This window comes from Rhodococcus (subgen. Prescottella) equi (assembly GCF_003013675.1).
GTDB lineage: Bacteria > Actinomycetota > Actinomycetes > Mycobacteriales > Mycobacteriaceae > Prescottella > Prescottella equi.
The window spans coordinates 3,607,776-3,621,219 of record NZ_CP027793.1 but is presented as its reverse complement, the minus strand read 5'-3'; the positions used below and the strand labels follow the sequence as shown (position 1 = coordinate 3,621,219).

Annotated in this window: 11 protein-coding genes; 9 read left to right on the top strand and 2 right to left on the bottom strand. The window is 70.4% G+C overall.

Annotation, left to right across the window (positions count from 1 at the left end; all coding sequences use genetic code 11):
• Positions 1-95: 95 nt before the first annotated feature.
• Positions 96-659, top strand: coding sequence for a nucleosidase (locus tag C7H75_RS16880; RefSeq protein WP_022597003.1), 564 nt, complete (start codon positions 96-98; stop codon positions 657-659).
• Here C7H75_RS16880 and C7H75_RS16875 read toward each other — a convergent pair.
• Both C7H75_RS16875 and C7H75_RS16870 read right to left on the bottom strand, forming a co-directional pair.
• Positions 656-1,279 carry a nucleotidyltransferase family protein gene (locus C7H75_RS16875; protein ID WP_175280043.1) on the bottom strand — a complete coding sequence of 208 codons (624 nt, stop codon included), beginning with the start codon at positions 1,277-1,279 and terminating at the stop codon, positions 656-658. The genes C7H75_RS16880 and C7H75_RS16875 overlap by 4 nt on opposite strands.
• Complete coding sequence (locus C7H75_RS16870; protein WP_013416658.1) at positions 1,276-2,478, bottom strand: MFS transporter; 1,203 nt, start codon at positions 2,476-2,478, stop codon at positions 1,276-1,278. Before C7H75_RS16870 ends, C7H75_RS16875 begins: the two co-directional genes overlap by 4 nt.
• 143 nt (positions 2,479-2,621) lie before the next feature.
• Between C7H75_RS16870 and C7H75_RS16865 the strand changes: the two genes are divergently transcribed.
• The 8 genes from C7H75_RS16865 (at position 2,622) to C7H75_RS16830 (ending at position 13,316) form a co-directional block, all read left to right on the top strand.
• A complete protein-coding gene (locus C7H75_RS16865) occupies positions 2,622-4,049 on the top strand; it encodes an amidase (RefSeq protein WP_106852030.1) in 1,428 nt (475 codons plus the stop codon).
• Positions 4,034-5,146 carry an XdhC family protein gene (locus C7H75_RS16860; protein ID WP_013416656.1) on the top strand — a complete coding sequence of 371 codons (1,113 nt, stop codon included), beginning with the start codon at positions 4,034-4,036 and terminating at the stop codon, positions 5,144-5,146. The genes C7H75_RS16865 and C7H75_RS16860 overlap by 16 nt, the downstream gene beginning before the upstream one ends.
• Positions 5,147-5,245: 99 nt before the next feature.
• The gene (locus C7H75_RS16855) at positions 5,246-6,883 is read left to right on the top strand and encodes a helix-turn-helix domain-containing protein (RefSeq protein ID WP_084866581.1); all 1,638 of its coding nucleotides are present in this window, start codon (positions 5,246-5,248) and stop codon (positions 6,881-6,883) included.
• A 178-nt stretch (positions 6,884-7,061) separates the two neighbouring features.
• Positions 7,062-8,492, top strand: a complete 1,431-nt coding sequence (locus C7H75_RS16850; RefSeq protein ID WP_106851620.1) for a uracil-xanthine permease family protein — start codon at positions 7,062-7,064, stop codon at positions 8,490-8,492.
• An 87-nt stretch (positions 8,493-8,579) separates the two neighbouring features.
• Entirely contained in the window at positions 8,580-9,491 is a 912-nt protein-coding gene (locus tag C7H75_RS16845; RefSeq protein WP_106851619.1) for an FAD binding domain-containing protein, read from the top strand.
• Positions 9,492-9,493: 2 nt separating this feature from the next.
• Positions 9,494-10,138, top strand: coding sequence for a (2Fe-2S)-binding protein (locus C7H75_RS16840; protein WP_106851618.1), 645 nt, complete (start codon positions 9,494-9,496; stop codon positions 10,136-10,138).
• A complete protein-coding gene (gene cutA / locus C7H75_RS16835; protein ID WP_106851617.1) occupies positions 10,135-12,639 on the top strand; it encodes an aerobic carbon-monoxide dehydrogenase large subunit in 2,505 nt (834 codons plus the stop codon). Before C7H75_RS16840 ends, cutA begins: the two co-directional genes overlap by 4 nt.
• Entirely contained in the window at positions 12,636-13,316 is a 681-nt protein-coding gene (locus C7H75_RS16830; RefSeq protein WP_081120570.1) for an SRPBCC family protein, read from the top strand. The genes cutA and C7H75_RS16830 overlap by 4 nt, the downstream gene beginning before the upstream one ends.
• Positions 13,317-13,444: the final 128 nt, after the last annotated feature.

The window sequence follows — 13,444 nt, the reverse complement described above, 5'->3', positions numbered from 1 at the left end:
GTAGCGAGCACGGGTCGGGTGTGCAGCCCTGCGAACCGGCACGGCAGGATGTGGCCCGACGTCACCGGCGGCGTCACGGAACTCGGGAGAGCCTGATGAGTAGCACCGGCATCCTCGTGGTGAGCGCCACGCGGGAGGAAGCGGCCCACGTGCCCGACGGCATCGACGTCGTCGTCACGGGGATCGGCAAGGTCGCGGCCGCCGTCGCCGTGACGCAGGCTCTCGCCGGCTATGCCCCGGACCGCCTGCCCCTGGTGGTCAACATCGGCACTGCCGGTGCGCTGCACGGCCATCACGCGGGGCTGTACGTGCCGTCGGCGGTGCTGAACCACGACATCAGCGCCGAGGTACTGCGCTCGTTGGGCCACCCGGTGCGCGACGCGATCGACCTCGCCGACGGAGATGGGACGGTCCTCGCGACGGGCGACACCTTCGTCTCCGACGCCGCGGTCCGCGACGCTCTCGCCGCGCGCGCCGACCTGGTCGACATGGAGGGGTTCGCGGTCGCGTTCGCGTGCGATCGGCTGGGCGCCCGCTGCCGGCTGGTCAAGCACGTGAGCGATCACGCGGACGACTCCGCGATGGACTGGCCCGCGCAGGTGGACGCCAGCGCACGCGTGCTCGCGGACTGGCTGACCCGGACGTTCGGACCGCGCTAACCGGGCTCGTCGGGACGGTCCCGGTCCCGGCCGGTGGCCAGGTCGCCGCACGGGACGGCGGCCACCGCGGCGCGGTGCGTCCGCAGATACTCCCGCGCGCCCGCGTCGCCGGCGGCGCGGGCCGCGATCGGCCCCCAGTGTCGCCGCCCGAGGACGACGGGGTGCCCGGGCGTGACACCGAAGTACGCGCGGGCCATCCCGCTCGGTGTGCTCGTGGCGGCGTCGATGGTGCGGGCGACGACGTCGGGCCCGACGTCCGGCAGGTCGACGAGATGGACGGCGACGTAGTCCGCGTCCGGGTCCTCGGCGACCGCATCGAGTCCGGCGCGCAGCGACTCTCCCATGCCCTCGGCCCAGCGCGGTGCGTACACCGCCTCGGCCCCGGACGGCAGCGCGGCGCGGGCGGCGCCCAGCACGACGAGCACGCGGCCGCACCCGCCGGACCGCAGGGCGTGGACCGCAGTGCGGAGCCACCCGCCCTCGTGGGCAAGCACTTTCGGGTAGCCGTAGCGACGCCCGGCTCCCGCGGCCAGCAGCAGTCCGACGACGTGGTCCGTCCGGGCTCCGGGGACGGCGCCCACGCCGGTCCCCGGCACCGCGGTGCCGCCGCCGTCGCTCATCGGCCGACCGGCGAGACGTCGTCGCGGCGTGCGGGACGGGCGCGGGGAGCGGGTGCGGTCCTCGCGACCAGGACTGACGCGATCATCAGGACGGCGATCGCAGCGAAGCACGTCCCGTACCCGATCCGCGGCGCCAGGACGGAGACGAGGAACGGCAGCGCGAATCCCAGGTAGATCAGGCAGTAGTAGACCGCGACCGACTGTGCGAGTTCGTCCTCCGGCGCGAGTCGTTCGACCGCGACCAGGCCGGAGATCAGGAGCACTCCGTAGCACGAACCGAGCAGAAGCGCCGCCCCGAAGACTGCGACGACCGCGACGGCGCCGTCGGTGTGGACGACGACGCCGGCTGCACCGAGTCCCAGCACACCGAGTACCGCTCCCGCCGGTGCCCCCCACTCCTCGCGGTGCTCCAGAAACCGCCGGGCCCACGGCTGGATCACCGCTCCGGTGATCATGGTGAGCGCCGCGATCGTTCCGGTGAACGCGATCGATACCGCACCCAGTGACTGCTCGACGCGTGGCGGGAGCGTCGCGAAGGCGATGGTCGCGGTGCCGAACACCCACGGTGTCCAGGGAACCACGCCCCGTAGGAAGGGCGCCTTCGACAGCGCCGTCACCCGGGTGGCCGCCGGAGCCGTTCGGACGGTACGAGTCTCGGGCACCGGCCACACCAGCGCCAGGGCGGCGATCATCAGCGCGATGTGGACAACGTACGGCGACACCTGAGGTGCGGGCAGCCACTGCGCCACCACGCCGGCGAACAGCGCGCCGCATCCGAAGCCCGCGGACAGGGACACCGCGGCCCGGCGCGCGCCTGCGCCGACGGGCGCCCGGGCACTGAGTTCCTTCATCCACGCGGTGCCCGCACCGAACGCCATGCCGGACGCGACTCCGGCGAGCACCCGCCCGACGTAGAGCAGTTCGGGACTGAGGGGACCGAGCAGAAGGACGAGGGAGGAGACCACCGAGACGGGGATCATCGAGCGGATGACCACCCGGCGTCCCGCACGATCGGCGACGCGACCGAAGTACAGCAGCGCGGGAACGAGGCCGAGCACGTAGGCGCCGAGCATCGCGGTGAACGATCCGCTCGTGAGCCCCAGGTGCCGGCTGTAGACGAGCTGCATCGGTGCGAACTGGTTGGCTCCCCAGCTCACCGCGAACAGGGCGACGGCGAGACGCAACCACGGGGCAGGCATGGTCCGATCCTCGCAGAGGCGGGGAGGGGGTGGAGTATCAACTGTTCACAGCTCGGGTGTCGACTTGCTGTGGATCCTGGCCGTTTCGCACCGGTTTTCGGCAGCCCTACCGTGTGCTGCACGACGATGCCGGAGGAGGCGCCGTGGCAGGATTCGGAGGCGGTCGGATCGGATCGACCGCGCGTGACATCGCTCGCGCAATAACCGGACGCGAGGTATCGGCGCGGGCCGTGATCGAGGAGCACCTGGACCACATCGGGAACTGCAACGCCCGGTGGAACGCGGTGGTCACGGTGCCGGCGGAGCAGGCGTTGGCGGCGGCGGACCGCCTCGATCGCCGGCTGGCCCACGGTGACCCGGTCGGCCCGCTCGCCGGTGTGCCGTTCACCGTCAAGGATCTGATCGCCACCGCCGGGGTCCGCACGACGGCGGGGTCGCGGGCGCTCGCGGGGAACGTGCCCGCGGCCGATGCCCCGGCGGTGGCGGCGATGAAGCGCGCCGGCGCAATCCTGGTGGGCAAGACCAACACCCCGGAGTTCGGGGCGAGCGGTCTGACGCACAACGACCTGTTCGGCTACACCCGCAACCCGCTGGGCACCGAAGCGGACCCGCGCTCTCCGGGCGGGTCGAGCGGCGGGGAGGCGGCGGCTCTCGCGGCGGGGATGAGCGCGGTGGGCCTCGGGACCGACTTCGGCGGCTCCGTCCGCTGGCCCGCACACTGCACCGGCCTCAGTTCCATTCGCCCGACGTCGGGCCGGGTGAGCGCGGACGGCCAGTACCCGGGAGTGGCCGCCGGCGACCGGGTGCTGGCCAACCCCGCGACCGTGCACGGCGTCGTGCAGACGATCGGCCCGCTGGCACGGACCCTCGACGACGCCGCGCTGGTCCTGCGGGTCGTGTCGTCTCGTCGGTTCCGGTGGGCCGATCCGGCGGACGTGGAGGTGGACGGGCTCGACATCACCTGGGCGGGTGGGGAGGGCACCGTTCCCGTCGAAGCGGGAATCGTTGCCGCGGTTGCGGAGACGGCCGGCGGACTCGGGGCCCGACGGTACGCCGGTTCGGCCCTCGCACGGGCGAACGACCTGTTCGGACGACTGCGCGCCACCGAGACCGCGGCGGACATCGAGGCGTACGGCGCACCGTCCGACTTCGGGGCGAACATCCGGGCTGTGCTGGCGGCGGCGTCGGAACGACGAAGCCACCGCGACGTCGAGGAGTTGTGGGCGCAGCGAGCGCGCCTCACCGCCGGGCTGCTCGACGAGATGGGAGACGTCCTCGTGCTCCCGGTCGCCTCGATCACCGCGCCACCGCTCGGGCTCGACACGTTCACGGTCGACGGCCACTCGCTGACCTGGCAGGATGCGCTCGCGTGCTGTCGGGCGATCAGCGTCACCGGGCTTCCGTCCGTCGTCGTCCCGGTCGCGACGGCGGCCGACGGGTTGCCGATCGGCGTCCAGGTGATCGCGCGGCCTTGGCAGGAGCACGTCGCACTCGCTGTGGCGCACCGTGTCCGCCGGACCAGTTCCTACCGATCACCACACGAGGAGGCTTCGCGATGCGCGACATCCTGACGGAACTCACGGCGTGGTTCGACCGGGGCGAAGCGTTCGCGCTCGCGACGGTCGTGCGCACGTGGAAGTCGTCACCACGCACGCCCGGCGCGGCGATGGCGGTGTCCGCGGCCGGTGAGGTCCTCGGCAGCGTGTCCGGGGGATGCGTCGAGAGCGCCGTGTACGAGTCGGCACTCGAGGTCCTCGCCGACGGATGCAGCCGGACGGAGGTGTTCTGCGTGGCCGACGACGATGCCATCGGGGTGGGGCTGACGTGCGGCGGGACGATCGAGGTGTTCGTCCAACGGGTCGACCGTGCCGCGTACCCGCAGTTCGCCGAGGTGGCACGTCTCGTCCGCGAGGGTGAGCCCGTCGCGGTGGTGACCGCCACGGATTCGGGGCGGCCGGCTCGCCACACCGTGGTCACCGCGGCCTCCTCGCGGGGGGCGGTGGAGGTGGCCGAGTCGGAAGTCGCCGACATCCGCTCGCGCTCGGCGGCAGGCACGTCGACGGTCTACGCGTTCGAACCGGCGACAGGGTCGTGCGCGTCGGCCATGGTCGAGGTGTTTGCGCCGCGGCCGCGGATGTACGTGTTCGGCGCGGTCGACTTCGCGGCGGCGATGTGCACGCTCGGCTCCTTCGCGGGCTACCACGTGACCGTCGTGGACGCCCGCCCGGTGTTCGCCACCCGGGCCCGGTTCCCCGGCGCGGACGAGGTGGTCGTGATGTGGCCGCACCGATTCCTCGAGACCGCTCCCGTCGACGCGCACACGGTGATGGCCGTTCTCACGCACGACGAGAAGTTCGACATTCCACTGCTCGAACGCGCGCTCCGCTCGGACGCCTCGTACGTGGGGGCCATGGGCAGTCGGGCCACCCACGAGCGCCGCGTCGCCCTGCTGCGGGAGAGGGGCCTGACCGACGACGAACTGGGCCGACTGCACTCGCCGATCGGTCTCGACCTCGGCGCGCGAACTCCCGAGGAGACCGCGGTGTCGATCCTCGCGGAGATGATGAAGGTGGCACGCTCGGCAACGGCACTCGAACTGCGTGATCTCGACGGCCCGATCCACCGGGACCGGCGGAGCGATGTCCGCCCCGCGGACTGCCCGGCTTGAGCGCTGGACTTCACCGCCCTCGGGAGAGATGATCTCGAAGTCCGTTTGGCGCGCTGCCGAGTTTCGGGGGCGCGCAGATCAGAGGAGCAGGGTGGTGCGGTGACGGCGTCGAACACGTTCGCACCGGTTCCGCTCGACACCCTGCTGGCATCCGGACTCCTGCCCGGAGCGGCGCTGGTCACCGAACGTCCCGCCGCCGCGGGGGCGATCACGAACGTCGCCGTGATGGCAGTACCGGACGTCGGGCCGTGGCTTCGCCGCGACCAGCTGCTCGTCACGTCCGGCAGCGTCCTGGCGCGGCTGGCGTCGGTGTCCGACTTCGTCGCCCGGCTCGACCGACGCGGTGTCGCCGCTCTCGCGGTGCGGCTCGACACCGGACCCGACCTTCCGCGCGAGTTGGCGGACGCCGCCACCGAAGCCGGAATGCCCGTCGTGACGTTCACGGCAGCCTGCTGTTCCGGGCACGAGATCTCCCGGTCGCTCGACCGCATGGCCGCCCGCCAGATCGACGCGGTACTGGCCGCCGACCACGTGCGGCACGAGCTGCTGTCCGTGGTGATGGCGGGCGGTGGTCACCGAGAGCTCGCCGCGGCGCTCGCGCGGGCGCTCGGTGGCGCGGTGCTCGTCACGACCCCGGACGGCCGACAGATCAGCCGGGCCGGGGAGGACGCCGATCTGTGCCGGCTGGCGACCAGTAGTGCGCTCGACGCGACGGGCCGGCTGCGAACGGACTCCGTGGAGGGCGGGCTGGGGCGGCGTGAGCTCGGCGACGGGTTCATCGCCGTCTCCGCGGTCTCCGCGAACGGCATCGATCACGGACGGCTCGCGTTCTTCACGGCGTCCCGCCCACTGGCCGACGAGGAGTTGTACCTCGTCGAGCGGGCCGCGGAGGTGTGCGCGCTGGTGGTCACCCGCGAACTCGCGGTCGCGGCCGTCGAGGAGAAGCATCGGGCGAACTTCGTCCGCGACCTGCTGCGTGGGCGCGGCGGCGACCCCGACCGGGTGGTGGCGCACGCCAGGACGTTCGGGTGGGATCTGTCGCGCCCGATCGTCGTCCTCGCGATCGAACCGGACCCCGTCGACACGGACGCCGCCGCGGCCCCGAACCGGATGCCGGTCGTCGAGAGGCAGGCGCGAGCGTTCTCCGGCGCCGTCGCGGCGCGTGATCCCGGGGCGGTGGTGACCGCGCTCTCGACGGAAACCGTGGTCCTGATGGGGGAGGGCGCCGACACGATGACCCTCGTCCACGAACTCGTCGCCCACGTGCGCGGCGCCGGCGGCGGGGGCCGTCGGCCGTTCGGTGTGGGCGTGTCGCGTGTCTCGGCCTCCGTGGACGACCTTCCCGCGCTCTACAGCCAGGCGCGGACCGCGCTCGAGGTGGGTCGGCGAATCTCCGGGGAGTGGGCCGTGACGCACTTCGACGAGCTGGGGGTGTACCGATTGCTCAGCCTCGTCGACGAACCCGAGGAGCTCGAGTCCTTCGCGCGTGAGACGTTGCGGGAACTCACCGAGGACACCGCCGAGGCACAGGACATGCGCCGCACCCTCGAGGTCCTTCTGGCGACGAACATCAACATCGCGGAAACCGCGCGGCAGTTGCACTTTCACTACAACACTTTGCGCTATCGGGTCGTGAAGCTGGAGAAGATGCTCGGGCCCTTCACCGCGCACCCCGCTCTGCGCCTCGATCTCTCACTCGCGCTGAAGATCATCGCCATGCGTGGCATCAATTCCTAACATTGCCAATATCTTCCGTTCCGCACTGGCACATTGCTCTCACGCCGCCGCGATAGCGCTGTACTAGCGTTGCCCTCCTATCGAGGTGCAACTGTGAGCTGCAGCACACCGTGGACGGGTGTGTCGGCCCCGGCCCGTGGTCGCAGCAGGCACCGCCCTTCGTTCGAAAGGCCCGAGTATGCCCATATGGACGTTGCACGGAGACGGTAAGACCATCGAACCGGGACAAGTGGTCGCGCCCGACGAACGATTGACCTGGGGCCGCACGATCGGGCTCGGCGGACAGCACGTCGTCTCCATGTTCGGAGCCACGTTCGTGTTCCCGATCATCATGGGACTCAATCCGCAACTGGCAGTGATGTTGTCGGGATTCTGCACGCTGTTCTTCCTGCTGGTTGTGAAGGGACGGATCCCGAGTTACCTCGGCACGTCGGCTGCGTTCGTCGGCGGTATCGCAGCCATCCGCGCGCAGGGCGGTACCTCGGCCCAGGTGACCGGTGCGATCATGGTGTCCGGCCTGGTGCTCGCCGCGATCGGTGTGATCGTCCACTTCCTCGGCGGCGGTGTCGTGTTCAAGATCCTTCCCCCCGTCGTCACCGGTGCGGTGGTCATGCTGATCGGCTTCAACCTGGCGCCGGTCGTCGCCGGCACCTACTGGCCGCAGGACCAGTGGGTGGCGTTGATCGTGATGGTCGTGCTGGTGGTGTCGAGCGTGGTGCTCCGAGGATTTCTGGGTCGGGTCGCGATCTTCCTGTCACTGCTGTTCGGGTACGGACTGTCCTGGGTGCTGGACCGATTCGGGCCGGTCACGTCCTACGATCCGACGGCCGGCGAGGTCACCGAGCACTTCCGCGTCAACTGGGACGGTGTCGCCTCCGCACCCTGGCTCGGATTGCCGCCCTTCTCGGACGAGGCCAACGGCGTCGTGGGCATCCATGCCCCGTCGTTCAGCCTCACGTTCATCGTCCTGGTCCTGCCCGGAGTCATCGCCCTGATCGCCGAGAACGCCGGCCACGTGAAGGCCGTCGCCGAGATCACCGGGACGAATCTCGATCCGATGATGGGACGCGCGCTGGCCGCAGACGGTTTCGCGACCGCCATCGCCACCGGCGTCGGCGGCTCGCCCACCACCACGTACGCGGAGAACATCGGCGTCATGGCGGCCACCAAGGTGTACTCCACCGCGGCGTACGCCGCGGCCGGGGTGATCGCGATGCTGCTGGGGTTCTCGCCGAAGTTCGGAGCCGTCATCTCCGCGACCCCGGGAGGTGTCCTCGGCGGCATCACCGTCGTCCTGTACGGCATCATCGGCCTGCTCGGCGCCAAGATCTGGAAGGAGAACGGTGTCGACTTCGGAAACCCCCTCAACCTGATGCCGGTCGCCGCCGGTCTCATCATCGCGATCGGGGACACCACGCTGAGGTTCACCGACACCTTCTCGCTCAGCGGCATCGCACTCGGCACGATCGTCGTCATCGTGATGTACCACCTGTGCCGCGCGATCGCGCCCAAGGACACCGATACCGAGCCGGCTCGGCCGGCGGTCGTGCCGCCCCAACCGGATACCGAACCCGACGACGGCGCGCGTGTCCCGGCCCCCTCGGTGTGACCTGGAATACATCTGCCATCGTCGAACTGTCAGGCTTGTCACATTTTCACGAAACGTCGCGCTCTGGATGCAGGCAGGATTTGAGAGATGAAACCGTCGCCACTGACTTACCACCGGCCCGGGTCGATCGACGAGGCGTGCACGGTATTGGCGCAGGTAGCGCACGAGGGCAAGGTACTCGCGGGCGGGCAGTCGCTGATTCCGCTGTTGTCGATGCGGCTCGCGGCGCCTGCGCACCTCGTGGACATCGGTGCCCTCCCCGATCTGGACGCCGTCACCACCTCCGAGCAGTCGGGTGTCAGATTCGGGGCGCTCACCCGCCACTCGGCCCTCGAGGCCGACCCGGCCGCGGCCCGCGTGCAACCGTTGCTCGGCCGCGCACTCCGGCTCGTCGCGCACCCGACGATTCGCAACCGCGGCACGACCGTCGGTTCCATCGTGCACGCCGACCCGTCGGCGGAGATGCCGGCGGTGGTGGCGTTGCTCGGCGGGACGGTGACGGCGCGGTCCGTCCGGGGCACCCGCGAGATCCCCGCGGCGGAACTGTTCGTCGGACCGCTCGAATCGGCGCTCGAGCCGGACGAGATCGCCACGAGTGTGACGGTGCCGGCCGTGCGCCCCGGCGTCGGTACCGCGATCGACGAGATCGCCCGCAGGCACGGTGACTACGCGCTCGTCGGGGTGGCCGCGCAGGTCCGCGTCGAGGGCGGTGTCGTCACGTCGGCCCGCATGACGTACGTGTCCGCGGGCGAACTCGGCGACGTCGTCGACTACACCGACGTTCTCGGCGGCGCGTCCGCGAGCGACGCCCGGGATCCGCTGTGGCAGGCGCTGTCCGAGAAGGCGCGCGAGAAGATCGAGACCGAGGCCGACATCCACGCCACGGCCGGGTACCGCTCGCAGCTGGTTGCCGCCCTTACCGCACGGGTCGGGTTTGCCGCGGCGCAGGACGCGACGAGTGTCCGCGTGAACGAACTGGCTTCGGTGGGAGGAGTGTGAGGATGACGAAGACGACACGGGGCATCGACGAGCAGCTCGCCGACCTGCAGGAGGAGACCGGCGAACAGCACGTGGCGGTGACCTTCACCCTGAACTCGGTGACCCAGACGGTGATCCTGCCGTCGAGGACGCTCGCGTCGGACGCGATCCGGCATCACCTCCGGCGGACCGGAACCCACGTGGGATGCGAGCACGGCGTATGCGGCGCGTGCACGGTGCTGCTCGACGGCAAGCCGGTGCGATCGTGCCTGGTGCTCGCAGCGAGTCTGGAGGGCAGGTCCGTCACGACGGTGGAGGGCCTAGTCGAGCCCGACGGGACGCTGCATCCCGTCCAGCAGGCATTCGTCGACTGTCACGGTCTCCAGTGCGGTTTCTGCACACCGGGATTCGTGACGACGATCGCGGCCTTCCTCGAGGAGAATCCGTCCCCCACCCGGGAGGAGGCGACCGAGGCGATTGCCGGGAACCTGTGCCGGTGCACCGGGTACCAGAACATTCGGGCGGCGGTCCTGCGGGCGGCGGAGATCACGCGCGAGCGTGCAGGTGACTCGCCCCTGGGGCCCGACGACACGGCCGCCCGGGCCTCCCTCGAGGGCAAGGTCCGCGGCACCACCGCGCCGGTGGGCGGAAAGGCGGGACGGGCATGAGCGTCACCAAACCCCAGCACGCCGAGCGCCCCACCACGGACACGGCGTCCGAGGTGGCGTCCGAGCCGGACCGGTACTTCGGCAAGCCGATTCCCCGGAGTGAGGACGCGCGCCTGCTCAGCGGCAACGGGCGGTACCTCGACGACCTCGGTCACAATGCGCTGATCGCGGCCTTCGTACGCTCACCGCACGCGCACGCGCGGATCACCGGGATCGACACCGATGCCGCGTCGGAGCTGGCCGGGGTGCACGCGATCTACACCTACGAGGACCTCGAGGCGGACTCGGCCGGTATGGCGGAGAACCTGCCGCTCCTGATCCCGCACCCCGCGATCACGGCACCCCGCAACGGGTATCCGCTGGCCAAGGACGAGGTCAACCACGTCGGCGAGGCCATCGCGATGGTCGTCGCGGACAACCGGTACATCGCCGAGGACGCCTGCGCGCTGATCGAGGTGGGCTACGAGATGCTGCCGCCCGTCGTCGGTATCGACGTGGCGCGCCGCGCCGAGAATGCCGTCCACGCCGATGTCCCCGACAACGTCGCCGCGCACCTGCAGCACGGCTTCGGTGACGTCGACGCCGAGTTGGCCTCGGCCCCACACCGGCTGACGTTGGACCTCGAGATCGAGCGGTCCGCCTCGATGCCGATGGAAGGCAAGGGCGTCTACGCGCGGTGGGACGACGACGAGCAGACCCTCACCTTCTGGACCTCCACACAGACGTCGACCTCGGCGCGCGCCGCCATCGCGGCGCGACTGAACATGGCGCACAACAAGGTGCACTGCATCGCGCCCGACGTCGGTGGCGGTTTCGGCGTGAAGATCGTGCACCCCTGGCCGGAGGAGGTGATGGTCACGTGGGCCGCACGCCAACTCGGCCGCGCGGGAATCTCCAGTGAGGTCAAGTGGGTGGAGGACCGCCGCGAACATTTCGTGTCGAGCGCTCACGAGCGCGGCCAGCTCCAGCAGGTCACGGTCGGATTCGACGACGAAGGCAGGCTGCTGGCCTTCGACTTCACGTTCTGGCACGACAACGGCGCGTACCTGCCCTACGGCATCATCGTCATGCTGAACACCTCCACGCAGGTGCTCGGGCCGTACAAGCCGAGATCCTTCCGGGTGGACGCGTACTCGCTGTACACCAACACCGTGCTGGTGACGCCCTACCGGGGTGCGGGGCGCCCCCAGGCCGTGTTCGCGATGGAACGCTCGATGGATGCCATCGCCCAGTACCTCGGCAAGGACGTCCTCGTGGTCCGGGAGGCCAATCTCATTCGGCCGGAGGAGATGCCGTACGACTTCGGTCTGATGTTCCAGGACGGGCGGCCGCTCATCTACGACACCGGGGACTACCAGGCCGGAATCGACAAGCTGAAGGAGCTGATCGACTGGGACGGCTTCCCCGAGTACAAGCGGCGAGCCGAGGCGCAGGGTCGCACCGTCGGTATCGGGGTCGGCGCTTACGTCGAGGGCACCGGGCCGGGACCGTACGAGGGCGCCCACGTCCTCGTCGAGACCTCCGGGAAGGTCAAGGCCGCAACGGGTCTGACCACGCAGGGCCAGGGACACCAGACGTCCTTCGCGCAGATCGTCGCCGACGATCTGGGGGTGCCCGTCTCCGACGTCGAGATCGTCACGGGCGACACCCGACGGTTCGGGTACGCCGTCGGCACGTTCGCGTCACGCGGTGCGGTCATGTCGGGTTCCGCCTTCCACGTCGCGGCGCAGATGGTCGCGGAGAAGGCACGGAAGATCGCCGGTGAGCACCTGCACCTGGATCCGGACGATCTGGAACTGCGCGGCGGGCACGTCTGCCGGAAGGGCACGGAACCCGGTGCCGCCGGCACGTCGATTCCGCTCGGTGTGGTCGCGGTGCTGTCGAATCCGCTGCGGTACGCGTTCGACGAGTCGTCGCGGCTGGCGACGGGGTTCGCGTCCACCGAGACGGACATGACCGTGCCCCCGGTCCGGGAAGGCGAGCAGCCGGGCCTGGAGGCCACCGGCTACTACTCGCCGCCGACGTCGACCTTCGCGTCCGGTGTGCACGCCGCGATCGTCGAGACCGACCCGGTCACCGCCGAGATCCACGTGCGGAAGTACGCGGTGGTGCACGACTGCGGCAACGTCATCAATCCCCGGATCGTCGAAGGGCAGGTCCAGGGCGCCGTCGCGCAGGGGATCGGCGGCGCGTTGTACGAGAGGATCGTCTACGACGAGCACGGGCAGATGCTCAACGCGTCGTACATGGATTTCCTGATGCCCTTCGTCACCGAGATGCCCGACTCCCTCGACATGGACCACACCGTCACCCCGTCCGGTCTCAACCCGCTCGGCATGAAGGGCGCCGGCGAGGCGGGCGTGATCCCGACGTCGGCGGTCATCGCCGCCGCGATCGAGGATGCCGAGGGCATCCCGATCCGGTCCATGCCGATATCACCTTCCGAGTTGTTCGAGCTGCGTCTGACGCACGCAGCGTCCCAGAGCGAGGAGAACGAATGAGAATCGCCGGCACCGCGCAGCTGTTGGCTCCGCCCGAGGTCGTGTACGACAACCTGCAGGACGGGCGTGTGCTTGCCGCCACGATCCCGGGCGTGCAGTCGCTCGAGCAGCTCGCCGACAATCACTACAAGTTGTCGATCACGGCGGGCGTCGCCTCCATCAAGGGCACCTACGACGGTGAAGTGATTCTGTCGCAACAGAATCGGCCGGAGTCCTTCGTGCTCACCGCATCCGGCTCGGGCGCCCCGGGCACCGTGAAGGCCGACGTCACGGTGCGGCTCGAAGAGTGCGAGGGCGGCGGCACTCTGCTGAGCTACGACGCCGATGCCGTGGTCGGCGGCATGGTCGGTGGCGTCGGCCAGCGCATGATCACCGGTGTGGCCAAGAAGATGGCGGGCGTCTTCTTCAAGGGCATCGACGGTGTGATCGTCGACGGCATCCCGGTGGCCGACGCCCCGGCCGACGTCGTCGAAGCAGCCGAGATCGTCGCGGGTGCCTCGCCGGCCGCGCCCGTGGCGTCCGCGGCGCGCGCGGTCGGGGCGTCGGCCGTCCCCGCTCGGAGCGGCGAGTCCGTCTCCGCCCCGGCACTGTTCGCTTCGGCGGCGGTGGGGGCCGCGTTGGCCCTCACCGGCGTCGTGGTCGGCGGGATCCTCGCGCGCGGCGGCGCACGAAGGTAGCCGTTCGAGCGGACGGCGGGAGCAGGCGCCCCGGGCTACGGCCCGGGGCGCCGTCGTCTGTGCAGCAGTGTCGTCAACCCCCAACGGGCACCGTCGGGTTCGGCGAATTGTGACAAAGAATCCGCGCG